This window comes from Pseudomonas sp. HOU2 (genome assembly GCF_040729435.1).
Lineage (GTDB): Bacteria > Pseudomonadota > Gammaproteobacteria > Pseudomonadales > Pseudomonadaceae > Aquipseudomonas.
Map to the genome: position 1 here is coordinate 2,093,780 of NZ_CP160398.1, position 23,432 is coordinate 2,117,211.

General features: G+C 58.5%; 24 protein-coding genes and 2 pseudogenes. 10 read left to right on the forward strand and 16 right to left on the reverse strand.

Annotated features, from left to right (window positions below; translation table 11 throughout):
• Nucleotides 1–501 precede the first annotated feature (501 nt).
• On the reverse strand, nt 502–858 hold the full coding sequence (locus ABV589_RS09325) for a hypothetical protein (protein WP_367085648.1): 357 nt from the start codon (nt 856–858) through the stop codon (nt 502–504).
• A 151-nt stretch (nt 859–1,009) separates the two neighbouring features.
• Complete coding sequence (locus ABV589_RS09330; protein ID WP_367085649.1) at nt 1,010–1,186, reverse strand: DUF6429 family protein; 177 nt, start codon at nt 1,184–1,186, stop codon at nt 1,010–1,012.
• 262 nt (nt 1,187–1,448) lie between these two features.
• Between ABV589_RS09330 and ABV589_RS09335 the strand changes: the two genes are divergently transcribed.
• Nucleotides 1,449–1,778, forward strand: a complete 330-nt coding sequence (locus ABV589_RS09335; RefSeq protein WP_367085650.1) for a hypothetical protein — start codon at nt 1,449–1,451, stop codon at nt 1,776–1,778.
• Between the two features lie 34 nt (nt 1,779–1,812).
• On the opposite strand, the gene ABV589_RS09340 is transcribed toward ABV589_RS09335, so the two are convergent.
• Entirely contained in the window at nt 1,813–2,568 is a 756-nt protein-coding gene (locus ABV589_RS09340; RefSeq protein WP_367085651.1) for a hypothetical protein, read from the reverse strand.
• Nucleotides 2,569–2,686: 118 nt separating this feature from the next.
• Here ABV589_RS09340 and ABV589_RS09345 point away from each other — a divergent pair, with 118 nt between their 5' ends.
• The 4 genes from ABV589_RS09345 (at nt 2,687) to ABV589_RS09360 (ending at nt 7,161) form a co-directional block, all read left to right on the forward strand.
• On the forward strand, nt 2,687–3,052 hold the full coding sequence (locus ABV589_RS09345) for a hypothetical protein (protein WP_367085652.1): 366 nt from the start codon (nt 2,687–2,689) through the stop codon (nt 3,050–3,052).
• Nucleotides 3,053–3,142: 90 nt separating this feature from the next.
• Nucleotides 3,143–4,321, forward strand: a complete 1,179-nt coding sequence (locus ABV589_RS09350) for a hypothetical protein (RefSeq protein ID WP_367085653.1) — start codon at nt 3,143–3,145, stop codon at nt 4,319–4,321.
• 115 nt (nt 4,322–4,436) lie between these two features.
• Nucleotides 4,437–5,168 (forward strand): hypothetical protein, encoded by a 732-nt coding sequence (locus ABV589_RS09355; RefSeq protein ID WP_367085654.1) that lies wholly within the window; start codon nt 4,437–4,439, stop codon nt 5,166–5,168.
• Between the two features lie 73 nt (nt 5,169–5,241).
• Entirely contained in the window at nt 5,242–7,161 is a 1,920-nt protein-coding gene (locus tag ABV589_RS09360; RefSeq protein WP_367085655.1) for an alkaline phosphatase D family protein, read from the forward strand.
• Between the two features lie 12 nt (nt 7,162–7,173).
• Here the strand turns inward: ABV589_RS09360 and ABV589_RS09365 are convergent.
• Together ABV589_RS09365 and ABV589_RS09370 are read right to left on the reverse strand one after the other, a co-directional pair.
• Nucleotides 7,174–7,275: pseudogene (locus tag ABV589_RS09365) on the reverse strand (metal ABC transporter ATP-binding protein); the annotation flags it as partial.
• Nucleotides 7,276–7,278: 3 nt separating this feature from the next.
• Nucleotides 7,279–8,451, reverse strand: a complete 1,173-nt coding sequence (locus ABV589_RS09370; protein ID WP_367085656.1) for an aspartate aminotransferase family protein — start codon at nt 8,449–8,451, stop codon at nt 7,279–7,281.
• A gap of 102 nt (nt 8,452–8,553) precedes the next feature.
• Here ABV589_RS09370 and ABV589_RS09375 point away from each other — a divergent pair, with 102 nt between their 5' ends.
• Nucleotides 8,554–9,459 carry a LysR family transcriptional regulator gene (locus tag ABV589_RS09375; protein ID WP_027612153.1) on the forward strand — a complete coding sequence of 302 codons (906 nt, stop codon included), beginning with the start codon at nt 8,554–8,556 and terminating at the stop codon, nt 9,457–9,459.
• A 55-nt stretch (nt 9,460–9,514) separates the two neighbouring features.
• Nucleotides 9,515–9,919, forward strand: coding sequence for a GNAT family N-acetyltransferase (locus ABV589_RS09380; RefSeq protein ID WP_367085657.1), 405 nt, complete (start codon nt 9,515–9,517; stop codon nt 9,917–9,919).
• 10 nt (nt 9,920–9,929) lie between these two features.
• Here ABV589_RS09380 and msrA read toward each other — a convergent pair whose 3' ends face one another.
• The 3 genes from msrA to msrB are packed head-to-tail and all read right to left on the reverse strand — an operon-like array spanning nt 9,930 to nt 12,987.
• Nucleotides 9,930–10,634 (reverse strand): peptide-methionine (S)-S-oxide reductase MsrA, encoded by a 705-nt coding sequence (gene msrA / locus ABV589_RS09385; protein ID WP_367085658.1) that lies wholly within the window; start codon nt 10,632–10,634, stop codon nt 9,930–9,932.
• A gap of 15 nt (nt 10,635–10,649) precedes the next feature.
• Nucleotides 10,650–12,425, reverse strand: a complete 1,776-nt coding sequence (locus ABV589_RS09390) for a cytochrome c biogenesis protein DipZ (protein WP_367085659.1) — start codon at nt 12,423–12,425, stop codon at nt 10,650–10,652.
• Nucleotides 12,426–12,468: 43 nt separating this feature from the next.
• Nucleotides 12,469–12,987, reverse strand: coding sequence for a peptide-methionine (R)-S-oxide reductase MsrB (gene msrB / locus ABV589_RS09395; protein ID WP_367085660.1), 519 nt, complete (start codon nt 12,985–12,987; stop codon nt 12,469–12,471).
• A gap of 151 nt (nt 12,988–13,138) precedes the next feature.
• Here msrB and ABV589_RS09400 point away from each other — a divergent pair, with 151 nt between their 5' ends.
• The 3 genes from ABV589_RS09400 to ABV589_RS09410 all read left to right on the forward strand — a co-directional run bounded on the left by ABV589_RS09400 (nt 13,139) and on the right by ABV589_RS09410 (nt 16,187).
• A complete protein-coding gene (locus ABV589_RS09400) occupies nt 13,139–13,849 on the forward strand; it encodes a response regulator transcription factor (RefSeq protein WP_367085661.1) in 711 nt (236 codons plus the stop codon).
• Entirely contained in the window at nt 13,846–15,366 is a 1,521-nt protein-coding gene (locus ABV589_RS09405; RefSeq protein ID WP_367085662.1) for a HAMP domain-containing sensor histidine kinase, read from the forward strand. The genes ABV589_RS09400 and ABV589_RS09405 overlap by 4 nt, the downstream gene beginning before the upstream one ends.
• 119 nt (nt 15,367–15,485) lie before the next feature.
• Entirely contained in the window at nt 15,486–16,187 is a 702-nt protein-coding gene (locus tag ABV589_RS09410; protein ID WP_007968373.1) for a hypothetical protein, read from the forward strand.
• Nucleotides 16,188–16,254: 67 nt separating this feature from the next.
• On the opposite strand, the gene ABV589_RS09415 is transcribed toward ABV589_RS09410, so the two are convergent.
• The 8 genes and pseudogenes from ABV589_RS09415 to ABV589_RS09450 all read right to left on the reverse strand — a co-directional run.
• The gene (locus ABV589_RS09415; protein WP_367085663.1) at nt 16,255–16,746 is read right to left on the reverse strand and encodes a RidA family protein; all 492 of its coding nucleotides are present in this window, start codon (nt 16,744–16,746) and stop codon (nt 16,255–16,257) included.
• Nucleotides 16,747–17,073: 327 nt separating this feature from the next.
• Complete coding sequence (cyoE, locus tag ABV589_RS09420) at nt 17,074–17,961, reverse strand: heme o synthase (RefSeq protein WP_003227980.1); 888 nt, start codon at nt 17,959–17,961, stop codon at nt 17,074–17,076.
• 10 nt (nt 17,962–17,971) lie between these two features.
• The gene (cyoD, locus tag ABV589_RS09425; protein ID WP_003227981.1) at nt 17,972–18,307 is read right to left on the reverse strand and encodes a cytochrome o ubiquinol oxidase subunit IV; all 336 of its coding nucleotides are present in this window, start codon (nt 18,305–18,307) and stop codon (nt 17,972–17,974) included.
• Nucleotides 18,307–18,930, reverse strand: coding sequence for a cytochrome o ubiquinol oxidase subunit III (gene cyoC / locus ABV589_RS09430; RefSeq protein ID WP_003227982.1), 624 nt, complete (start codon nt 18,928–18,930; stop codon nt 18,307–18,309). Before cyoC ends, cyoD begins: the two co-directional genes overlap by 1 nt.
• 3 nt (nt 18,931–18,933) lie before the next feature.
• Nucleotides 18,934–20,961: a cytochrome o ubiquinol oxidase subunit I gene (gene cyoB, locus ABV589_RS09435; protein ID WP_007968380.1), complete on the reverse strand. Its 2,028-nt coding sequence runs from the start codon at nt 20,959–20,961 to the stop codon at nt 18,934–18,936.
• 3 nt (nt 20,962–20,964) lie between these two features.
• The gene (gene cyoA, locus ABV589_RS09440) at nt 20,965–21,906 is read right to left on the reverse strand and encodes a ubiquinol oxidase subunit II (protein WP_007968383.1); all 942 of its coding nucleotides are present in this window, start codon (nt 21,904–21,906) and stop codon (nt 20,965–20,967) included.
• A gap of 826 nt (nt 21,907–22,732) precedes the next feature.
• Entirely contained in the window at nt 22,733–23,242 is a 510-nt protein-coding gene (locus ABV589_RS09445; RefSeq protein ID WP_007968385.1) for a disulfide bond formation protein B, read from the reverse strand.
• 25 nt (nt 23,243–23,267) lie between these two features.
• Nucleotides 23,268–23,423, reverse strand: a pseudogene (locus ABV589_RS09450) (ester cyclase); the annotation flags it as partial.
• Nucleotides 23,424–23,432 lie beyond the last annotated feature (9 nt).

Below are 23,432 nucleotides of genomic sequence, written 5' to 3' on the forward strand. Positions count from 1 at the left end.
GTTCGATGTGATGGCACAGCCTTGGATTCAGATCGTTGATCGTTCGCCTCAATTAAATCAACGCTTTCGATTGAGCAGATCCTCAGCCATCCTTTGCTGAGAGCCTACAGTGAAGCTAGCGGCCCATAGCGAACTGATGGAAGCGATGTGGAAAAGCTTCATCTTGGCACCATTCACGAATGTTCCTCAATTTATAGTGTGAGACTCTTACCATCTGCCACGGAGCACCCTCTCAACACTGCAGAATTTGTATCCCCGCTTGTATCCCTATCTGTATAAATCAGCTTGTATGCCGCAGCCAACCTAGATCTTTCTTGTCTCCCTCGGGGCACCAAAATCAAGAAAGGTCTTGCTTAGCAAGGCCTTTTTTTTCGTCTGTCGGAAAGTGCCCCCCTCTCCACTCAATGGCCACCTGCTCACCAGCGATGAGACCGGTTGCGCAATAAACTTGGCGAAGTATTGATCGCTAAGAGCGAAGAGCTTCAGACGCTTACCACAAGCTCAAAGTCTGCTGGCGATTTCTTGCCACATATGGTCGTAGTTGTATTTCAACCAACGAATCAGCAACTTGTCGAACAGCCTGCGAAACCGATTACGCTGCCGCGCCGCAAGCCTTTCCTCTATCTCGCCCCTGAGCCAATCAGGGTCAAAACCTGTCCAGACACTCGGCAAGGCCGCTGCAATGTTCATAAAGCACACCGGCGCAACTTCTGAATAAAAAATCTCGTAGAGCACCGCTGGATCGACGCCTTTGAGCTGGCATGCGATGTAATCGTAATCAGTGGGAAAATGGTTGAACGGTTCGGACAGTGCGGCTCTAACGTTTGTCAGTTGTGGTTCATTCAGAAAATGCTCCAACGAGAAAACTCCTCCAGTTGCGTTCCACTGGCGCGGCGCAGTTCAAACGACGAGCCGATACAGGAACTCAGATATCTGGATCAGGCGCACGCGGGGCTTGAACAACTCCCCCAAACAAACGCTCAGCTATCTGACGACCTCGTTCCCGGCCCTAGTCCGTCAACCAGATCGATTTGTTCCTGTTTACCGGATTACTGATGAGACCCTGCTCATGCAATCGGTTCATGACTTCGAAATCGAAGCCTTTCCATGCATTGCCGTCGTCGGAACTGAACGCGGCCAACAGGGCAAGCACAGCCTCTTCAATCAACTTTTCATCGTATTCCATGATCGTTGCTCCGCTCATGTGTCTGAATCAATGTCGAGTTTTTGTGGCACCTCATACTCATTGGCCATTCTGAGAAACTCGTTCTGTTGCTTAGGTCATTGAATATCCCGGCGCTGCCCGCGCAACCTGTTTTGCCTCGGGACTGCACGTGATGCGTCCGCTCAGTATAATCACGCCCGCCAGCACGCGGTCTGCCGCCCGTTGCGGTTCTCGCTGGTCGTCAAATTTCAAGACTCATGCTTAAGGACCTCCAAGGCCAACCATGGAAACGTCACTGGAAACCGTCGCCCTGTTCTCCCTAAAACTCGCTTACGAGGAGGAAGGCCTGAGCCCGATTCTGCGGGATGACATGGTCATGGGTGATTACCAGAAAGACGTGTTCGAATTGCTGGTGCGCCGCCGGGATGTCGAGACCATCCAATTCAAGATGAACGAGTGTCTGGGATTGGCAATGGACGCCTTGGGCGGGGTCGAGAAACCGCTGGGGCGAGAGCTGCACAAGCTGTCAGCCGATTTCCGGCAGGCGCAGTCGCTGGAGCAGCTTGATCAGCCGCTCCTCGCGCTCAAGGGTTATTTGAAGGACATTCTGTAATCAGATGCGCAATCTGTAGAAACAGCCCTTTGGATTACTGCCGCACTTTTACTACTCGAATGTCGACGGGAAACCCACCTGGCCCTTCCAGCTTCTTCCATCCCACGTATTGAAAAATTGCGTCCTGATCGATGGTCTCGCCCCTCTCCACCATCTCTCCGCCAAGCACCGCGACCTCTTTATAGACGGCGCAGTTGCCCTCATCGGGATGGGCGGTGTAGATCACATAGGGTTTGACGTATCTCACGGCGCGGAAATGTCGGCCGCAGCCCCAATCGACCGTGATCATCAACGTCTTCAGATACGCTTCGCCATCCGTTTCCGAATCCTCGGCGAGTTCCTTGAGCTTGCCAAGTCCGCCAACGTCGCTAAAGCCCAGATCGAGGGCGCGCTTGTATTCCGGGGACTTCTCGTGCTCGGCCTGTGCCTTGAAGTATTGCTGTTGAAGCTCCGCGACCAGGACCTCCTCTTCCTTGTTCCGGATCACGAACGCTTGAGCAATGACGTTTTCGCAGCGGGCATATTCGGGAGAGGTGAGGCGTTCCTGGGAGAGGTGATCGCGATGCACATGAACAGTGCGATTCAAGCTGTCGACGCGATTCATCGCTTGCCTGGTAGCCATGACCCCGTTTTGAACGTTGCTCACCACTTGCTGAAAACTCCCACAATCGGCGAGGTACTCCTTCCAGGCGACCTCCGGGGTTTCATCCCAGTCGGCAAGCGCCGGGGTCATCACGATGGCGAGAAGGAAAGCGCCAAGCGCGCGCGGTGTAAAAGAAACAATCGGCATGTGTAGTCCGTTACGTGTTTGAAGAAAGTGGCGTGAAGCTACTATTTTGATATCTTGCCGTCCACTTTCGCTGGAGGCCTGTCACTGCCTCTGTTATCGCGCACTCGGGAATAAACCAATGGATGCTTTGTTGTGCTTGTCAGTAATGGCCGGAACCTGGTTGTGGGTGGTCAAGCAACGGGGTGAGTGGAACTTGCTACTTGGCAACCTTGCTGGCGCAGGAAGTAGCGTGGTCACTGGCATTGTGTTCACGCTGATTTACAACGCAGTCATTGGTACATCGATGGCGACACCTAACCTGGATCGCAGTCTGGTGGTGTTCACCACAAGCGCGGGCGTTCTGGCGGGGGTGTGGTTGTGGATTGCCAATCGCCATCAACCCGAACATCCGATTGCACGTCAGTTACTGGGTGGGGTATGTGGCTTTGCTGCCGGCTTGGTGACCTTGCTGGTTCTTGCTGTGAATTATTTCCCCAACGTGTAAACGAACACGTAATTGTTTTGCTATCTTGCCGCCCGCAACGGCGGATCTACTCAGTGAGCTGCCACGAGTTAAAGAAAGGAAATGGATGGGATGGAAACATCGTTGATCGTGATGTTTTTGCTGGTCTGGGCAGGGATGTGGCTCTGGGTCGTCAAGAATCGTGGAACCTGGCCGGTATTCTTCGGCCACTTCGCCGGTGTGATTGCCGGGTTTATCGTGGCAGTCGTAATGTTCGTTATCGTCAACGGACTTCTGCCCGAAAAATCCACGCCCGCGACATCCAGCGGCACTCAGCCGCAAATCGCCAACGAAAGCCAGCTCAGAACCTTTGTCCCACGCACTCCGGCCAGTCGCGCATCCGCTCCGACGTCGCCGTTGCTGCCAACCGACAGCCCGCGCTATCCACGGCTATCTACTCCGCTGCTTTCCGCCAGTCTCGATCCACAGTGGAGAAGCCAATACGCGCAATGGCGAGCCAGCGCAGATATGGTCAACGGGGTCAACGGAAGCATGGCGGGGCTGATTTGTCGGTCAGCGGCAAAGTCCACGCTGCGCATTCCGGACTCTGCCTCCTTCGACGAGACTGAGGACGTTCGATTCGACACTTACAAATCCCAGACCTACCTCGTCACGAGCAGGATTAGTGGCGAAAACATGGAAGGCACGATGGTCAGTCTCGGCTATGACTGCGCCGTGCAGTTCGTGTCCGGCAACGGGATCAAGGATGACCAATGGCGCCTGCTGGAGTTGACCATGCAAGGAAAATCAGGCCCTGCGGGTTCTGCCAACACGTCGTCCGTGGAAGCATTGCCCGAGTATGTCGCCGATGCGCCTGCTGCTACGCCAGAACCGCTCAAGTCCGGCCTGGTGGAAAACTATCTCAATGAAATACCGACAACCCGTTCTGAACTGGCGACGGTTCAAGGGATGAGTGCGCAACAGACTCTGGCTCATGCGCAGTTGCGAAAAGGGCTCGTTGGCAGGCCGGATCCCAACAAAAGACTGATCGCGTTCCAGATGTGCGAGCCGTTTATACGCAGCGTTCTGCGTCAGCCGGAACTGGCCTTGTTCGCCGACGACAAGGCTCTCTCGACCCAGCGTTACAAAGATCAGATCTATACCAGCACAAGTCTGATGAAGATCCACGACGCTGCGCAAAATTATCTGACCTATCGTTTCGAATGCACTCTGCAGGCGTTGCCAACCATGAACGAAGGTTTTGACGACTGGAAGTTGCTGGATTTGCGCTTCGAACTGACCGGTAGCTGATCGGCTAGATGAGCAAGAAGCGCAACGCTTCTATTCTGCTATCTTGCTGCCCATATTTCAGCGGGCTCGAAGCATGCTGGCTTGAACGTTCTTGCAGGTTTAAGGAAAGGATCGAATGGCGTTTCTGAGTTTTCTGGCATTTATCGCCGCCTGGGGTTTGATGTGGCGCTGGGTGGTAAAAAACCGCGGCAGCTGGAATCTGTTTTACGGCAACATCGTTGGCGCGGCGGGCGGTTTTATCGTCGGTTTGGTGGTGCTGTCGATCCTCCTGTCGCTGTTCCCGTCGGCGCATAAAGCCGAAAAGGCGCCAGTCGAAGACGTGATCACACAGAGCGATGTCACCACCAGTCTGTTGCCGGAAGCCGAGTCGGATTCGACGTCCGCGGTGCTGGAAAACGCGCCGGGCTTTGCCGCGATCGAGCCGGACAACCAACCTTCTCCGCCGGATTCCGCACTGCTACCGAATTACGCCAGCCGGGCACCGAAATCGATATCGGAAAAAACCGTCCTCGATCAGAGCGACGCGCAGGGCCGTAAAGCGCTCACCGCGCTGCGCGACAAGCTTGGGCAAAATGCCGACAGCGATAAATCGATGCTCGCGTATGTCATGTGCGGCACGCTGGTCACCAGCACACTGCGCTTCCCGGCGTCGGAGCGCTTCGCCGACAGTTCTGCCATTGTCACCAAGCGCTTCAAGGATCAGGTCTACACCCTCAGCAACAAGGTCACCGCACGCAACATGAACGGCGATGACGTCACTTATCGCTTCGACTGCTCGGTGCAGGAGCAACCCGCGTCCGCCGAATGGCGACTGCTGGCGCTGAAGCTACAGAAGGCTGACTCTTAAGCCTCGTTTAAGGGTTCAAGGCGCCGGCTGCGCTATCATCGCCAGCCTGTGCGTCTTGAGCTTTGCCCCCTGAATGTCCTCGATACCTGCTGACCTGAATCCGCAGCCTCCCGTCCTGGCCGGCCCACTGCTGCGCCGTCTGGAACCGACGCGCGTGGTGCTGTGGCTGGTCGGCACCCGCGAACTGTCGCTGAGCCTGCGCTTGCAGGGTGTAGGAGACATTCCTCTCGATGCCGGGAAATGCACGGTCATTCCTGTAGGCCGTCATGCGTTCGTCCATTTGATTGACGTTGCGCTCGACAGCGCCCTGCCCTGCGACACGCGTATCGACTATGACCTGCTGATCGACGGCCAGACGCCCATCGCCGAATGGGCGCCGCACCTGCTGTACGGCAATGCCCGCTGTCCGAACCTTGTCGTGCGCTCACGGATTGATCAGTTGCTGCACGGCTCCTGCCGCAAGCCCCATCATCCGGCGGCAGACGGTCTGCTCTGCGTCGATCAGTTGCTGGCGACAGAAACCGACCCGCAACAACGCCCGGCCCTGTTGATGATGAGCGGCGACCAAATCTACGCCGACGACGTCGCCGGCCCGATGCTGCGGGCAATACACAGCTTGATCGCGCGCCTCGGCCTGTTCGACGAACACCTCGAAGGTGCCGTGGTCAGCGACAGCGCCAAACTCTACGAACACCCGGCCAGTTACTACCACCGCGCGGATCTGTTACCGGCGCTAGAGAGCAACGAGACCTTGCGCGAGCGATTTTTCGGCGGCGCGCGCAAGCCGATTTTCACCAGCAGCAGTGCTGACAATCATCTGGTGACGTTCGCCGAAGTGATGGCGATGTACTTGCTGGTGTGGTCGCCGGTTGCCTGGACGCTGATCAATCCTGCTGTTCCGTCACTGACGCCTGAACGCTTGAAGCGCTACACCCTGGAGCAAACCCGCATCGATGGCTTCAAGGCCGGTTTGGGCAACGTCGCCCGAGCCTTGGCGCATCTGCCGAGCCTGATGATTTTCGATGATCACGACATCACCGATGACTGGAATCTTTCCGCGCAATGGGAGGAAACCGCCTACGGCCACCCGTTCTCCAAACGCATCATCGGCAACGCGCTGATCGCGTACATGTTGTGCCAGGGCTGGGGCAACAATCCGGACGCGTTCAAGGATCTGCTGGAGAACACTCGACGCCTGAGCGCCAGCGGTGATGATCGTTATCTCGACAGCCCTGTGCAGGATGCGCTGATCGACGACTTGCTGCGCTTTCAGCATTGGCATTTCGTGCTGCCGAGCAGCCCGGCGCTGGTGGTGCTCGATACCCGCACCCGGCGCTGGCGCAGCGAGATGGCGCTTAAGCAACCATCCGGGCTTCTCGATTGGGAAGCGCTGAGCGAACTGCAACAGGACCTGCTCGATCATCCGTCAGCGATCATCGTTTCCCCCGCGCCGATCTTCGGCGTGAAGCTGATTGAAACCGTGCAGAAGGTTTTCAGCTGGTGCGGTTATCCGCTGCTGGTCGACGCGGAAAACTGGATGGCCCATCGCGGCGCCGCGCAGGTGATCCTGAACATTTTCCGACACACCCGCACACCCGGGAACTACGTGGTGCTGTCGGGTGATGTGCATTATTCCTTCGTCTACGAAGTACTTATCCGACACCGCAAGGCCGGGCCACGGATCTGGCAGATCACCAGCAGCGGGATCAAGAACGAGTTTCCGAAAACCCTGCTGGAATGGTTCGACCGCCTCAACCGCTGGCTCTATTCACCGCGCTCGCCGTTGAACTGGTTCACCAAACGCCGACGCATGCGCATCGTGCCCTATACCCCGGAGCATGCCGAAGCGGGTGAACGGCTATGGAATTCGGCGGGGATCGGCCAAGTGTTTTTCAATGCGCACGGACAGCCGAGCGAGATCATTCAGCACAATTCGAACGGGGCGGTGAAGACGCGGATGCTGGCGCCGGAGTTGGGGGATTATCCGGACTAGAGGCTTCCCGTGTGGGAGCGAGCTTGCTCGCGAATGCGGTCGAGCATTCAACATTAATGTCGACTGTGACGACGCCTTCGCGAGCAAGCTCGCTCCCACAGGGTTATCTGATATCCATTAATTCGCGGAAACAATCCGTCCAACTCCTCTGACGATCATCCCCACCTCCCGCTCATCAATCGTCAGCGGTGGCAGCAGCCGTATCGTCTTGCCGCGTGTAACGTTGATCAGCAGCCCATGATCCCGCGCAGCAATCAGCGTCAGATCGCGAATCGGCTGCTTCAATTCGATGCCGATCATCAAGCCCTGCCCGCGAATCGCCAACACATTGGGGTTGTCTGCGAGTTCGGCGCGCAGGCGGGTCAACAGGCGTTCACCCTGCACCCGGACATTTTCCAGCAAGCCTTGTTCTTCGATGATGTCCAGCACCGTGCAGCCGACCCGGCAGGCCAGCGGGTTGCCGCCGAAGGTGCTGCCATGGCTGCCGGGCGTGAACAGGTCCGCCGCCCTGCCCCGCGCCAGACAAGCGCCGATCGGCACGCCGTTGCCGAGGCCTTTGGCCAGGGTCATGACGTCCGGCACGATGCCTTCATGCTGGAACGCGAACCACTGGCCGGTGCGGCCGATGCCGGTCTGGATCTCGTCGAGCATCAACAGCCAGGCGTGCCGATTGCACAGTTCGCGCAGGGCTTTGAGGTAGCCGGGCGGCGCCAGTTGCACACCGCTTTCGCCCTGGATCGGCTCGACCAGAATCGCCACGATGCGCGCGCCATGTTTTTGCTGCAGCTGATCCAGCGCCGTCAGATCACCGAAAGGCACTTTGACGAAATCCCCTGGCAGATCATTGAAGCCCAGCCGCACCGCCGGCCCATCACTGGCCGACAAGGTGCCTAAGGTGCGGCCATGAAATGCGTTGGCCATGACCACCACCAGCGGCTGTTCGATACCTTTGCGCCAGCCGTACAAGCGCGCAAGTTTCAGTGCAGTTTCATTGGCCTCGGCGCCGGAGTTGTTGAAGAACGCCCGCTCCATTCCCGACAGCTGCGTGAGTTTCTGCGCCAGCTGTTGTTGCCAGTCGATGCTGTACAGGTTGGAGGTGTGCAGCAGCATTCCGGCCTGCTCACTGATGGCCGCGACGATCCGTGGATGCGAGTGCCCTACGTTGGTCACCGCAACCCCGGCAACGGCATCCAGGTATTCACGACCGGCCTGATCCCACAGGCGCGTGCCCAGGCCTCTGGTGAAGCTCAGGGCCAACGGTTGGTAGGTGTTCATCAGGGCGGCGGTCATGACTTCAAACTCCAGTGAAGGTCGGTGTGCTGGCAGTATGGTTAGCCACCGAAACTGGATAAACTCGGCAAAACTTCTTTCATTTAAAAGCCGAGCTTGATAATGGACCTGTTGCAGGCGATGAGCGTCTACGTGAAAGTCGTGGAAGCCGGGAGCATGACGGCCGCTGCGTTGCAGTGCGAAATGTCCACGACCATGGTCGGAAATCACCTGCGCGCACTGGAGCAACGGCTCGGCGTGCAATTGTTGCAGCGCACCACCCGCCGGCAGCGGCTGACCGAATTTGGCAGTGTCTACTACCAGCGCTGTCTGGATGTTTTAGGCCTGGTGGCCGACTCCGAACGCCTCGCCGAACAGGCCCTCGACGAGCCGCGCGGCTTGCTGCGTATCACCGCGCCACTGACTTTTGGCGTCGAACGCCTGGCCCCGGCGCTCAGCGAGTTTTCCCTGCAATACCCGCAGGTGAAAATGGATGTGGTGCTGACCAACCGCCGTCCGGATCTGCTGGAAAGCGGTCTCGACGTGGCATTCAGGCTCGGGCATTTCGAGCAGTCGAACCTGATCGCCCGACCGCTGATCGACTACACCCTCACCGTGTGCGCCTCGCCGGCCTACGTCGCCCGGCGCGGCATGCCGATCACTCCGCAAGACCTGCAGCAACACGACTGCCTTTCGTTCGCCTACCCTGCCGGCGACGACTGGCAATCGGTGGAAAAACGCTGGCGCCTCAGCGGCCCGGATGGCGAAATTCTGGTGGATGTCAGCGGCCCGATGCTGATGAACACCTCCGCCGGCCTGCATCAGGCAGCGCGCACCGGGATGGGCATCGTCATGCTGCCGGATGCGCTGGTGGAACAGGACCTGCGCGACGGAAAACTGGTGACGGTGATCCCCGATTACCAGCCACCGAGCCGCCCTTTGCATTTGCTCTACGCCCCGGACCGTTATCGTTTGCCGAAGCTACGCCGGTTTGTCGAATTTGCGATGAAAACCTGGGGCAGATCCTGATTTGGACTGCGATTGACTATGCTCCGGTGATTGCCGACAAGGATGCTGCCACTCGATGAAAACCAACCACACCGTACGCGATCTTTTGCCTGCCGAAGTAGAGCCAGTTCGCCTGTTTCTTGGGCAACATGGCTGGGGACACCGAACAGGCTCCAGCGACTATTTCGCTCAACTGCTCGAAAACTCGCAACGCACTGCGCTCGCGCTGAGCGGCGAGCAGATCATCGGTTTCGCTCGAGGCATCACCGATGGTTTGTCCAACGGCTATCTGTCGATGGTCGTGGTCGATGACCAGCATCGGCGCGCCGGCGTCGGGCGCGCACTGGTCGAGCATGTCATGGGTGACAACCCCGAAATCACTTGGGTCCTGCGCGCCGGGCGTGAAGGGGCGGAGGCATTTTTTGCCAGTTTGGGGTTTGAAACATCGGTGATTGCCATGGAGCGCCCAAGGCTCAAGTAACACGTGAGAATCAACTCCCGCTTTTCACCAACACCGGTTTCTCCTGATAACGCTGCGCGAACAACTGCTTCAACTGCGCCACCTTCGGCATGTCGTTGATCACGATATACGGATAGCTTGGGTGTTCGGTCAGGAAATCCTGGTGATAGTCCTCCGCCGGGTAGAAACCGTTGTAGGTTTCCAGTTTCGTAACGATGGGTTTGTTGTAGGCATGCGCCGCGTCCAGCTGGGCGATGTAGGCCTGGGCCACCCGTTGTTGATCGGCGTTGGTCGGGAACAGTGCTGAACGATATTGCGTGCCGCTGTCCGGCCCTTGGCGGTTGAGTTCGGTCGGGTTGTGGGCCACCGAGAAGTAGATCTGCAGCAGGCCGCCGTAGCTGACTTGCGTCGGATCGAAGGTGACTTGCACTGACTCGGCATGACCGGTATCGCCTTCGCTGACCCGCTCATATTGCGCCGTGTTCGCCGCGCCGCCGGCATAACCGGAGACAGCTTTCTGCACACCTTTGACGTGCTGGAAAACCCCTTGTACGCCCCAGAAACAACCACCGGCGAACACCGCGGTTTCACTGTGGGCCTGAGTGTTTTCGTCGAGAGTTGGTGGCGGGATGACCACTGCGTCTTCGGCACCGAAGGAGAACGCCGAGCACTGACCGATCACGCCGGCCATGGCGACGCCGAGCAATACACGGCGCCAGTTGTTTTGAGTTTTCATGCTATGCACTCCCGATCAGCCGAAGGTAAAGGCGTAGGCCGATACGCCCGGGTCAAGAAATTCGATGGTGAAGGTCCGATCCTTCACCTCGTCCGTTTGCCGCACCAATTGGTACAAGCGCTGCTCGGTCACGCGACCGCTGCCATCCGCGGCAACATCGACACCATGGGCGGCACCCGGCGCCTGACCGTCAATCGACACTTTGAAGCGCACCGGTTTGCCATCCGTACCCGGGCCCAGCACCAGATGCAGATCGCGGGCATGGAAGCGATAAACGATGCGGCTCGATGCTGCACTGGCGGTGGCGCGCTCGGCACCGACGGCCCATTGGCCGCCAAGGCTCCAGTCATTCAGGGTCAGTTTGGCCGGTGGGTTATAGGTCGCAACCTTGTCAGGCACCAGGCTGGTTTCCGGTACGAAATGTTCCGCACGCTGGTAGCCGACATAGGTTTCCGGCGACAGCACCTGATTCATGTCCGGGGCCAGTTGCACGCCTTGGGCATCGGCGTTGATCAGGCCGTCAGCCACGGTTTTCGCCCCGGCTTCACGCAACAACTGCTGTATGACCCGTTCCGATTCGGCGTAGTCCCCTTCGCCAAAATGGTGGTAACGAATCCGCCCCTGCGCGTCGGCAAAATAATGCGCCGGCCAGTATTCGTTGTTGAAAGCACGCCAGATTTTGTAGTCGTTATCGATGGCGACCGGATAGTTGATACCCAGCTCCTTCATGGCTTTAGTGACATTGCCGGCATCGCGCTCGAATGCGAATTCCGGGGCGTGCACGCCAATCACTACCAGGCCTTGATCGCGGTACTTTTCCGCCCAGGCTTTGACGTATGGCAAGGTGCGCAGGCAGTTGATGCAGGAGTAGGTCCAGAAATCCACCAGCACCACTTTGCCCTTGAGTGCTTGGGCGTCCAGCGCTGGCGAATTGAGCCATTGCACGGCGCCAGTGAGCGGCGGCAACTGGCCTTCGACCGGCAGTGTTCCCGGCGCCTTGTCGGCAACTTTCATCGCCCCGCTGGCAGCAGGAATCTGCGCCATCATCGTGCCGTTGCCCGCGGGAGATTTGCCGGAGAGTTGGCCCACCAGTGCCTGTTCAATCCCGCCCGTGGATGCCGTCGACAACCGCGCCAGCAACCCGGTATCGAGGCCCAGGGCAATCGCTGCGACACCGGCGAGCATCGCTGCCCCCAGGCCGCGGCGGATCCACTCACCGGTGCCGATCGAGCGCTTCATCAGCGCAAAGACCTTACCGCCCAGCAGCAGTGCCGCCGCCAGTGAAGTCGCGGCGCCCGCCGCGTAGGCGAGCAACAACAGCGTGGTGGCGATGCTTGCCCCTTGCAGCGCGGCACCGGTCAGAATCAAACCGAGGATGGGCCCGGCGCACGGCGCCCACAGCAGCCCCGTGGCGACGCCGATCAGAAACGAGGCGCCGGGACGCGGACGATTGTCCTGGCCCGCAGCTTCGGACAGCCGACTGCCGGCCGACACCAGCGGCCGCGTCAGGCGCTCGGCGAGGCGCGGCAGCAGCAGCGTCAACCCGAACAGTGCAACGAACAGCAACGCGAGCCAGCGACCGTACTGATTGACTTGCACCACCCAACCGCCGCCCACCGCCGCCAGTGTGGCGACGAGGGCGAAAGTCAGCGCCATCCCGGCCAAGAGCGGCAAGCCACTCTTGATAAACGGCTGCCCGGTGCGAGCGAAGACAAAAGGCAGAACAGGCAGGATGCACGGACTGACGATCGTCAGCACACCGCCCAGATAAGCGAGAACCAAGAGCCACATGGTGTCGTCCTGTAGAAAGTGAAAATCGAATTCGGGCCATGGCTCATGCCGCCACGGGTTTGAACGTCATCGCCAGACCATTCATGCAATAACGCAGGCCGGTGGGTTTCGGGCCGTCGTCGAATACATGCCCCAGATGCCCGCCGCACCTCCGGCAATGGACTTCATTGCGCGACATGCCGAACGATCGGTCCTGACGCGTAGCCACCGCGTGTTCCAGCGGCGCCCAGAAACTCGGCCAGCCCGTGCGGCTGTCGAACTTGGTCGCCGATGAAAACAGCGCCAGATCACAACCCGCGCAGGCGAATGTGCCGTTGCGATGTTCGTTGTTGAGCGGGCTGGTATAGGCCCGTTCGGTGCCTTCATCGCGCAGGATGGCGTACTGCTCGTCCGAGAGCAGCGAGTGCCATTCACTGTCGCTGTGGCTCACCTCGAAAATCTCATCGGCATGGGCCTGATCGATCAGCGCGGTGCCCGGGGACAATTTTGGCAATACACCCGCCACCAAGGCTGCAACCCCCAGCCCGCCGCTCGCTACGAGAATCTGTCGCCGTGAAAACATGGCCGTCTCCTAAAATTCCAGGTGCCTGTCATGGAACACAGCCTAGGCTTGGGTTGATCGCCAAATCCTCACGGGAAGTTAACGAATTCGTGATAACTCGCCCCGAGGAAAACCCGCACAATGCGCTCACTGCGCCGAAGGATTGAGCTTGATGGAATTAACCAGACGCATCCTCGTGGTCGAGGATGACCAACACATTGCTGACCTGATTTGCCTGCACCTGCGCGATGAGCATTACGATGTCGTGCATTGCGCCGACGGCGACGAAGGCATGCGCCTGCTGCAGCAGGGACAGTGGGATGCATTGATCCTCGACCTGATGTTGCCGGGGGTCGACGGCCTGGAAATCTGCCGCCGCGCCCGGGCGATGGCGCGCTATACGCCGATCATCATCACCAGCGCCCGTTCCAGCGAACTGCACCGCATCCTGGGGCTGGAACTGGGGGCCGACGACTACCTCGCCAAACCGTTTTCGATGCTGGAACTGGTGGCCCGGGTCAAAGCCTTGCTGCGCCGGGTCGACGCCATGGCGCGCAATCTGAAAATGGACGCCGGCAGCCTCAGTCTCGATGGCCTGAACATCGACCCGATCACCCGCGACGTCGCCCTCAATGGTGAGCGCCTGGACCTCACTCCACGGGAGTTCGACCTGCTGTATTTCTTCGCCCGCCAACCGGGCAAGGTGTTCTCGCGCATGGACCTGCTCAACGCAGTGTGGGGCTACAGCCACGAGGGTTATGAACACACGGTGAACACGCACATCAATCGCCTGCGGGCGAAGATCGAGACCGACCCGGCGCAACCGACCCGCATCCTCACCGTGTGGGGCCGAGGCTATAAATTCGGTACGGAACAACCATGAAACTGACCCTGTCGCAGCGCCTGTCCGTTGTGTTCGCCGTGTTGCTGCTGGTGTGCTGCGGCACCTCGGCATGGCTGCAGGTGCGCTCCAGCAAGATGCATGAACTGGAAGTGGTGCAAGGCCTGTCGCGGGATCTGGCACAGCACATCGCTCATGACACGGTGCTGATGGACAGCAATGGCCTGATGCCCGGCGCCGTGCGCGAACTGTTCAGCAAACTGATGCTGGTCAACCCGAGTGTCGAGGTGTACCTGCTTGATACCGAGGGGCGGATTGTCGGTAATGCTGCCCCCGAAGGCCACTTGCGGCGGGAGAAGGTCGATCTGGTTCCGGTGCAGCGTCTGCTTGCCGATCAGCCGTTGCCGATCCTCGGCGATGACCCGCGCAGCGTCGACGGGCGCAAGGTGTTCAGCGCCGCGCCATTGAAGGTCAATGGCAAACCGGCCGGCTATCTGTACGTAGTGTTGCTCAGCGAAGAACACGATCGGTTCGCCGAACGTGGCGCGACCAGTGCTGCACTCAATACGGCGTTGCTGTCGATCGGGCTGGTGGCGCTGTTGTGCCTGATCGCCGGTCTCACGGCGTTCAACCTGATTACCCGGCCATTGCGGCGATTGACCGACACCGTCAGCCGTTTCGACATTGATGGCGCGCCGCAACCTCTGCCGGCACCTTCAGTGGCTGTGGATAAAAGCGCTGACCCGGATGAAATCGCCGTACTCGACGGTGCCTTCCGGCAGATGCAAAACCGATTGGGCGAACAGTGGCGCTCGTTGACCCGCCAGGATCAGGAGCGCCGTGAACTGGTGGCGAATATCTCCCACGACCTGCGCACGCCACTGGCCTCGCTGCACGGTTATCTGGAAACCCTGTCACTCAAGGACGCCACACTCACCGCCGAAGAACGCCGGCGTTATCTGGGCATTGCCCTCGATCAAAGCCGCAAGGTCGGCGGGTTGGCGCAATCGCTGCTGGAACTGGTGCGACTGGAGCACGGTTTCGTGCAGCCGGTACTGGAGCGCTTCTCGCTGATCGATCTGCTGCAGGACATCTTCCAGAAATTCGAACTGGCCGCCGAAGCTCGCCACGTTGAACTCAAGGCCAGCTTCGGGCCGAACCTGCCGACGGTCTGCGCCGACCTTGGCTTGATCGAAAGGGTACTGACCAACCTGGTGGACAATGCCTTGCGCCACACGCCTGCGGGCGGTGAAATCGAGCTGGATTTGAAACCCCTGGGCGCCTTGGTCGAAGTCACGGTCAGCGACACCGGCCCCGGCATCGCTCCCGAGTTGCGCGAAGGCCTGTTCCTGCGTCCGTTCAATATTGGTGGGGCGCGACGTGACGGTGGATTGGGGCTGCGCATCGTCCACCGTATTCTGCAACTGCACGGGCGTGAGATTCAGTTGATCGATGTCGCCGGGCGCGGGGCGACTTTCCGCTTCACGCTGCCGACCGATCAGCAAACCGCCGAACAGTGGATGGTGCGCTCGATGAACCTGAACACGCCGGACAAATAATCCGCACCACCGGACTGTTGTTCCGTGACAACGCCGCCCCGCTCCCCTAAATTAACCGGCCTGAAAAAGACCTCGCGCTTTCTCGTTTCCACTCAAGTTAAAAAAGTAGTGAAATTTCAATGTCCGATTTCAACACCGCTGAATCCGTAGTCACCGAATCGTCCAAAGCGGAATACGAAAACTCCATCAATCTTTCACAACACCTTCCACAAGCCAAAATCATCAGCGAGATGGTGCTGGACGCGTTCCAGTCGACCCGCGAAAGCGACCAGATCCGCGAGCTGCGCGCCGCGATCCGCCAAGCGCACGACAGCTTCGATGACGACAAGGCCTACGAGCTGATGGGCCAGCTCAAGGCGCTGAAAGACGCCGAAGCCGCCGACCTCGCCGCCCTTGAAGACCTGAGCAGCAAGTTCTCGATCGGCCGCATCCTGTCCTGCTTCAAGGACGATCCGGCGTTTCAGGAAATCGTCTACGGCCTCGCGCTCAAAGTGCTGAACCAGACCCATCAGGCGATCAGCAACCCGAGCGGCGGCAAGAGCAAGGCCGCCAAGAAGAAAGAACTCGAAATCTTCACCATCAGCAAGGACGGCAGCAGCGTGACCCTGCCGCTGCGCACCCCGCGTTCGCGTATGAACGTTGACCGTGAAGCGCTGGAGTTCCTCGGTTTCACCTTCGTCGGTGAAGGCGAAGAAGCCGAGTTGGAAGGCGAAACCTTCATCGACAACGCCGGCACCGAACACGCGATCAACCGCAAGAACATCATCACCGCCCTGCAACAGCAGACCGCGTTCGATGGTTACAGCATCGCCGCGCAGTAAATCCGGCGCCGACGAAAAAGCCCCGCACTGCGATTCAGGCGGGGCTTTTTGTTGGGCGGCGTGACGATCAGACTTCCGGCTGCACCGCTGCGACCATGTCGACTTCAATCGCGGCGTTCTTCGGCAACTGATAGACACCGACCGTGGTGCGGGTGTGCCGGCCGGCATCGCCGAGCACATGGCTGAACACGTCCGATGCACCGTTGGCCACTTCGCTCAGGTCAACGAAGTCCGGGGTCGACTTCACATACACCGTGACCCGCAACAACGCCCGGATCTTGTCCAGTGAACCGACCGCATCGACGATCAGCGCCAGGCAGCGCATGGCACTGATGCTCGCGGCGGCCTGCGCATCCTTGAGGGTCAACTCCAGCCCCACCCGACCCGGATACTGAATCTTGCCGTGGGTACGCGGCACCATGCCGCTGATGTACAACTCATCGCGATGACGGATCAGCGGCGCGTAATTGCCGCCGGCGGTGTTCTCGCCATAGATGTCGTAGTTCAGCTCTTGTGCCAGGGCAATGAAGCGTTCGTCGCAGGTCATCCTCTCAGTCATTTCGCCCAGCCTCTCGATTGATGCATGAATAACAGTGTCCCTGCGAAGTGGCATGGCGCTATCACCGTTATGGTTGGATCCAAATCTAGGGGGTTTACGCCGATATCGCAACTAAACCCTGTAGGAGCTGCGGCACGCTGCGATCTTTTGATTTTGATTGTATTTTTAAAGATCAGGATCAAAAGATCGCAGCGTGCCGCAGCTCCTACAAATGTATCGCGTCGAAGTGGCCTCTGCTCGCGATTGCCGACGCCTTACCGAAAGCCAGCCAACAAAAAACCCCGCACATCTCTCAATGTGCGGGGTTTTTCGTGAAGCCATCCAGCCTTACGGCGCGTACGTCAGCAGCAGCTCGGCCGGCACCTTGAAGTCCAGGGACATCATGACGCTCAGGGCGGTGATGGTGAAGATCGAGAACACGAACAGCTTGCGTGCCCAGACCGTGTCATCCACCGCCTTGTAGCCGGTCCAGGCCATGTACAACCAGTACATGCCCATGGCCGCGGCGACCGCGAGGTAGCTCATGCCGGCGTAACCGCTGAAGGTCAGCATCAAGGTCGCCACGAGGAACGCCAGGATGTAGAGCAGGATGTGCTTCTTGGCCACTTCGATTCCGCGCTTGACGGGCAGCACCGGAATCGATGCGGCCAGGTAGTCGTTGAAGCGGAAGATCGCGATGGCGTAGGAATGCGGCATCTGCCACAGGCTGAACATCACCAGCAGGGTCAGTGCGGCCATGTCGAAGCTGTTGGTGACGGCAACGTAACCGATCACTGGCGGCATGGCGCCCGACAGACTGCCCACCAGCGTGCCGTGCACCGACTTGCGCTTGAGGTACAGGCTGTAGAAGCCGACGTAGATGATGAAGCCGATTACCGCGAACAGGGCGGCCAACGGGTTGGCCACCTTGTACAACAAGGCAACGCCGAGAACACCCAGGATGGTCGCGTAGACCAGGGCCAGTTTCAGGGAGATCAAGCCCTGCACCAGCACCCGGTTTTTTGTGCGTTCCATCTTCAGGTCGATGTCGCGGTCGATGCAGTTGTTGAACACGCAACCGGAGGCCACGACCAGGGAAGTGCCGATCATGGCGGCCAGGAACACCGCCAGATCTACATGCCCTTTCGAGGCCAGGAAGAACCCGCCTGCCACAGAAAGCACGTTACCGAAAATGATCCCCGGTTTGGTGATTTGGATAAAGTGCTTGAGCGACATCGGGTCTACCTCACTTCGCCATCATGTACGTGTGGATGCTGAACATGATCCACAGCGACAGGCCAACCAGCAGCAGGATCACGATGGCCGTAAAGACAAACGCGATCACGTTGTTACGTTGTGCAATCGAACGGTCCAGGTGCAGGAAGTAGTACAGGTGAACGATCACCTGGATTACCGCGAACAGCAGGACGATTGCCAGCGTGGTCGACTTCGGCAAGGTCGGAAACATCACCAGGCCGAACGGGATGGCAGTCAGGATCACCGACAGGATGAAGCCGATGGCGTACGACTTTACGCTGCCGTGGCCAGCATCATGGCTGTCATGGGAGTGTGCATTAGCCATTACAGAGTCCCCATCAGGTAAACAACGGTGAATACGCAGATCCACACCACGTCCAGGAAGTGCCAGAACAGGCTCAGGCAGCTCAGACGGGTCTTGTTGGTCGCCGTCAGGCCGTGCTTGTTGACCTGGTACATCATGATGCCCATCCAGATCAGACCCGCAGATACGTGCAGACCGTGGGTACCGACCAGGGTGAAGAACGCCGACAGGAAGCCCGAACGGCTAGGACCGAAGCCCTCGGAGATCAGCAGGTGGAACTCGTTGATCTCCATGGCGATGAAGCCTGCGCCGAGCAGGAAGGTCATGAACAACCAGCCCAGAACCTGCTGCTTCTTGCCTTTGTACAACGCCAGCATGGCGAAGCCGTAGGTGATCGAACTGAACAACAGCAGAGCGGTTTCGCCCAGCACGTATGGCAGTTCGAAGATGTCGTGGCCCGACGGGCCACCGGCGACGTTGTTTACCAGTACTGCGTACACCGCGAAGATCGACGCAAACAGAATGCAGTCGGTCATCAGGTAGAGCCAGAAACCGTATACGGTCATCTCGCCCGAGTCGTGGTGATGGTCATCGTGCCCATGGTCACCATGGGCGTGTCCAACATTGGTCACTAAGTTCGACATGGTTTAAGCCTGTTCCAACGAGGTTACACGGGTGGCATTGGCCGGGATTTTCCCTGCCGCGACCAGACGCTTGTGCTGCTCGGCTTCGATGCGCTCGATCGTTTCAACCGGAACCATGTAGCCCTGGTCGTCACGTGCGGCGTGGATCACGAAGTAGATGACAGTGCCGGCCAGGCTGGCGATCGCCAACCACCAGATGTGCCAGATCATCGCGAAACCGAAGACGGTCAGCAGTGCGCCCATCACCACGCCAGTGGCGGTGTTGTTCGGCATGTGGATCGGCTCGTACTTGGCCGGAGCCTGGTACGCAGTACCGTTTTCCTTGGCCTCGGTGAACGGGTCGATGCAGTCAGCCTTCGGCAGCACAGCGAAGTTGTAGAACGGAGGTGGCGACGAGGTCGACCATTCCAGAGTGTGGGCATTCCACGGGTCACCGTGTTCGCACATGTTCTCTGGCTTGTTGCGGTCACGCACACTGACGTACAGCTGGATCAGTTGGCAGGCGATACCGACAGCGATCATCACCGCACCGAACATGGCAACGTACAGGTACGGTACCCACTCAGGGTTGGTGGTGGCGTTCAGACGACGGGTCATGCCCATGAAGCCCAGTGCATAGAGCGGCATGAACGCGACGAAGAAGCCCGAGATCCAGAACCAGAACGCTGCTTTACCCCAGCCTTCGTGCAGCTTGAAGCCGAACGCTTTCGGGAAGTAGAAGCCGAAACCGGCGATGTAGCCGAATACCGCGCCGCCGATGATCACGTTGTGGAAGTGCGCGATCACGAACAGGCTGTTGTGCAGAACGAAGTCAGCACCCGGGATGGCCAGCAGTACGCCGGTCATGCCGCCGATGGCGAAGGTCACCATGAAGCCCAGAGTCCACAGCACCTGGCTGGTGAAGCGCAGACGGCCCTGGTAGATGGTGAACAGCCAGTTGAACAGTTTCACACCCGTCGGGATGGAAATCAGCATCGTCGCCAGACCGAAGAAGGCGTTGACGCTGGCACCCGAACCCATGGTGAAGAAGTGGTGCAGCCAAACCATGAAGCCCAGTACCGAGATCGCGCCCGAAGCGTAGATCATCGAGTGGTGGCCGAACAGTTTCTTGCCGGTGAACGCCGAGATCACTTCCGAGAAGATGCCGAATGCCGGCAGGATCAGGATGTAAACCTCAGGGTGGCCCCAGGCCCAGAACAGGTTGACGTACATCATTGGATTGCCACCAAGTTCATTGGTGAAAATGTGGAAATCCATGTAACGGTCGAGGGTCAGCAGTGCCAGGGTAGCGGTCAGGATCGGGAACGAAGCCACGATCAGGACGTTGGCCCAGGTGCAGGTCCAGGTGAAGATCGGCATGTCCATCAGTTTCATGCCAGGGGTACGCATTTTCAGCACGGTCGCGAGGAAGTTAACCCCGGTTAACGTTGTACCCAGACCCGATAGCTGTAGCGCCCAGATGTAGTAGTCCATCCCCACGCCAGGACTGTATTGCAGACCCGACAGCGGCGGATAGGCAACCCAACCGGTCTTGGCGAATTCGCCGACGCCCAGGGACAGGTTGATCAGCACAACGCCGGACACCAGCAGCCAGAAGCTCAGGGAGTTCAGGAACGGGAAGGCAACGTCACGCGCGCCGATCTGCAGCGGCACTGCAAGGTTCATCAGGCCGGTGAAGAATGGCATCGCCATGAAGATGATCATGATCACACCGTGAGCGGTGAAGATCTGGTCATAGTGTTCAGGCGGCAGGTAGCCAGGCGAACCCTCGGTGGCCATGGCCAACTGGGTACGCATCATGATGGCGTCGGCAAAGCCACGCAGCAGCATGACCATGGCAACGATGATGTACATCACACCGATTTTCTTGTGGTCGACCGACGTCAGCCACTCGGTCCACAAGTAGGTCCACTTCTTGAAGTAGGTGATTGCAGCGAACAACGCCAGACCACCGAGCGCGATCATCGAGATGGTGACCATCACGATCGGCTCGTGGAAAGGGATCGCTTCCCAACTTAATTTACCAAACATCGTTTACTCCTCTGCCCCGGCAGCTGAATGCGAATTCGAGTCCATGTCCGTTGCCGCCACTTCTTTCTCTTTCTTCTCGTGCTTCAGCGGCTTGCCCGGTTTCATGCCTTCGTACTTGTCGACGATGGTCTGGAACAGGTTCGGCGTGACCGAGGAGTAGAGCTCGACTGGATTGTTCTGGCTTGGCTTGGCAAGGGCTGCGTATTCAGCTGGTTCAAGCTGTTTAGGTGCCTTTTTGACTTCACTTACCCAGGCGTCGAAATCTTCCTGAGAAGTTGCGATCGCTTTGAATTTCATACCGGTGAAACCAGCGCCGCTGTAGTTGGCGGAGATACCGTCCATTTCAGCGTTGCGGTCAGCGATCAGGTGCAGCCGGGTAGTCATGCCCGCCATTGCGTAGATCTGGCCGCCCAGGCCCGGGATGAAGAACGAGTTCATCACGGCGTCGGAGGTGATCCGGAAGTTGACCGGGGTGTGCGCCGGGAACACGATCTTGTTGACCGTGGCAATGCCTTGTTCCGGATAGATGAACAGCCACTTCCAGTCCAGCGCCACGACTTCGATGGTCACCGGCTTGACGTCGGATTCAATCGGACGGTACGGGTCCAGTTTGTGGGTCGAAATGTAGGTGATGTAACCCAGGGCGATGATGATCAGAACCGGGATGGTCCAGACCGCCACTTCGATTTTGGTCGAGTGCGACCATTTCGGGGTGTAGACGGCATCCTTGTTGGACGCGCGGTACTTCCAGGCGAACAGGAAGGTCATGACGATAACCGGCACAACGACCAACAGCATCAGCAGCGTGGCGGTGATGATCAGGTTGCGCTGTTCCAGGCCGACCTGGCCCGTTGGATTGAGCAGGGTCATGTTGCAGCCTCCCAGCAACAACGTGCCGAGCAGCGGCACTAGGCCTAGTAATCTGGGGTACCTGTTTTTACTCATCTCACGACCTCTAAAGCAGCTTGCGCAATGCAGTTGGGTTTTGATCGCCAACACTTCACCCTGCCAAGGGTTGGCATTTTCTTTGGATTGAATAAGGGCCGCCCGTCGCGCGTCAGACGCTCGACAAAACCTTGGGACAGCGGTCAGTTCTTATTCGAATTCGTGGTCAAAGGCCTTGTTACAGACCAATTCCATTTGGTGCGGAAAGTTGGAAGGCACCGACACCTGGGTGTCGCAAAAGCCTTTCGGCCCGCTCGACACCCGACTTCCTGTCCAGTTCCTTAATAAAGGCTGAACAGTGCCGGGAATTCAGTGCGGGCGATTGTAGATAGGTAGCGCCCTATACACCATGTCTTATCCCGAAATAATTTTTATCGCTCAGAGCAACAATCCATCACCGTTTTTGCAAAAGTTCCGCATGTTATCGAAATCGATTCTCAACAAAAACACCAAAAAATGTAGGCCTATACACCTCAGTTCAGACAGCTCTGAAGGCTTTTTCCCGCCACCGAATCGGCGCAAAGCCCGATATTCAAAGGCCTCTGGCCATCTGCCAGAGCCTGTTAAAACTGCCTGATCTGGCACCCGCGTGCAAAACCAGAAAAATGCCGAAACAGACCAATCCTTTTTTGTAACATTACGCCAATCCGGGTCGCCGAAAGGCCCTGCGACAGGGCGCGTGTGACAACATGTCGCACACTTGCCGCACTCTTCATTGCCGTTCGTCACGGTGATTTCACAATCACTCTGAAATGCAAAACGCCCCGAGCGGCTGATCCGCAAATCGGGGCGTTTTCTGTATCGGCCGATCAGCCGAAGAGTTGATTCAGCGCAGGGCTTTTCGGTTACGCGAGGTCAGCAGCGGCACCAGAATTACCACCAGCACGAACGCCACCAGCGCCCATTGCGCCAGCGACAGACCGAGGATCGGCGGGTACGGCGTCGAGCAGAAACCATCGACCTGGAAGCCCAGCGGGAAGATCTTCGCCAGCGGCAGGTCGTCGACAATCGGCTGCAACACATCGATGCCGCAGCTCACCGCCGGATAGAACTGGGTGTAAACATGATGCCCGGCGACACCGGCCCCGGCGATCGCGCAGATCACCACCAGCACTTCGAACACGGTGATGCTGCGGCGGGTGCGCATGGCCGCGCCGATAAACGCGAACAGCGCAATCAGCAACAATGCATAACGCTGCAGGATGCACAGCGGGCATGGCGCCTCGCCCAGCACGACCTGCATGTACAGCGCGCCACCAATCAACGCCAGGCAGATGATACCCAGCAGCACTAGAAAGCGCCGTTCACGTCCCAGTCGAATCGTTTCCTCGCTCATCGCGTTTCCCTTGTATGTCCATGGTTCAGCTGATCGGCGGCTGCGCTTGCAGTGGCGCCATCAGGCTGATGTTGTCTTCGATATGCCAATTGACCGCGATGCGACCGTTGTCGATCTGATAGATATCGGTTGCCCGGAAGTCTACACGCTGACCCAGCCCGTTGAGAGCCTTGAACGTACCACGGCGAGG

Bases quoted from the DNA above. Each gene is read 5' to 3' on its own strand.
- ABV589_RS09390 (WP_367085659.1), bottom strand. From the start codon at position 12,425: ATGTGGCTCTTGGTTCTCGCTTATCTGGGCGGTGTGCTGACGATCGTC.
- ABV589_RS09345 (WP_367085652.1), top strand. From the start codon at position 2,687: ATGGATGCTTTGTTGTGCTTGTCAGTAATGGCCGGAACCTGGTTGTGG.
- ABV589_RS09370 (WP_367085656.1), bottom strand. From the start codon at position 8,451: ATGACCGCCGCCCTGATGAACACCTACCAACCGTTGGCCCTGAGCTTC.
- cyoD (WP_003227981.1), bottom strand. From the start codon at position 18,307: ATGGCTAATGCACACTCCCATGACAGCCATGATGCTGGCCACGGCAGC.
- ABV589_RS09355 (WP_367085654.1), top strand. From the start codon at position 4,437: ATGGCGTTTCTGAGTTTTCTGGCATTTATCGCCGCCTGGGGTTTGATG.
- ABV589_RS09375 (WP_027612153.1), top strand. From the start codon at position 8,554: ATGGACCTGTTGCAGGCGATGAGCGTCTACGTGAAAGTCGTGGAAGCC.
- cyoA (WP_007968383.1), bottom strand. From the start codon at position 21,906: ATGAGTAAAAACAGGTACCCCAGATTACTAGGCCTAGTGCCGCTGCTC.
- msrB (WP_367085660.1), bottom strand. From the start codon at position 12,987: ATGTTTTCACGGCGACAGATTCTCGTAGCGAGCGGCGGGCTGGGGGTT.
- ABV589_RS09360 (WP_367085655.1), top strand. From the start codon at position 5,242: ATGTCCTCGATACCTGCTGACCTGAATCCGCAGCCTCCCGTCCTGGCC.
- ABV589_RS09415 (WP_367085663.1), bottom strand. From the start codon at position 16,746: ATGACTGAGAGGATGACCTGCGACGAACGCTTCATTGCCCTGGCACAA.
- ABV589_RS09405 (WP_367085662.1), top strand. From the start codon at position 13,846: ATGAAACTGACCCTGTCGCAGCGCCTGTCCGTTGTGTTCGCCGTGTTG.
- ABV589_RS09380 (WP_367085657.1), top strand. From the start codon at position 9,515: ATGAAAACCAACCACACCGTACGCGATCTTTTGCCTGCCGAAGTAGAG.
- ABV589_RS09400 (WP_367085661.1), top strand. From the start codon at position 13,139: ATGGAATTAACCAGACGCATCCTCGTGGTCGAGGATGACCAACACATT.
- cyoE (WP_003227980.1), bottom strand. From the start codon at position 17,961: ATGTCGCTCAAGCACTTTATCCAAATCACCAAACCGGGGATCATTTTC.
- ABV589_RS09410 (WP_007968373.1), top strand. From the start codon at position 15,486: ATGTCCGATTTCAACACCGCTGAATCCGTAGTCACCGAATCGTCCAAA.
- cyoB (WP_007968380.1), bottom strand. From the start codon at position 20,961: ATGTTTGGTAAATTAAGTTGGGAAGCGATCCCTTTCCACGAGCCGATC.
- msrA (WP_367085658.1), bottom strand. From the start codon at position 10,634: ATGAAAACTCAAAACAACTGGCGCCGTGTATTGCTCGGCGTCGCCATG.
- ABV589_RS09350 (WP_367085653.1), top strand. From the start codon at position 3,143: ATGGAAACATCGTTGATCGTGATGTTTTTGCTGGTCTGGGCAGGGATG.
- cyoC (WP_003227982.1), bottom strand. From the start codon at position 18,930: ATGTCGAACTTAGTGACCAATGTTGGACACGCCCATGGTGACCATGGG.
- ABV589_RS09340 (WP_367085651.1), bottom strand. From the start codon at position 2,568: ATGCCGATTGTTTCTTTTACACCGCGCGCGCTTGGCGCTTTCCTTCTC.
- ABV589_RS09330 (WP_367085649.1), bottom strand. From the start codon at position 1,186: ATGGAATACGATGAAAAGTTGATTGAAGAGGCTGTGCTTGCCCTGTTG.
- ABV589_RS09445 (WP_007968385.1), bottom strand. From the start codon at position 23,242: ATGAGCGAGGAAACGATTCGACTGGGACGTGAACGGCGCTTTCTAGTG.
- ABV589_RS09335 (WP_367085650.1), top strand. From the start codon at position 1,449: ATGGAAACGTCACTGGAAACCGTCGCCCTGTTCTCCCTAAAACTCGCT.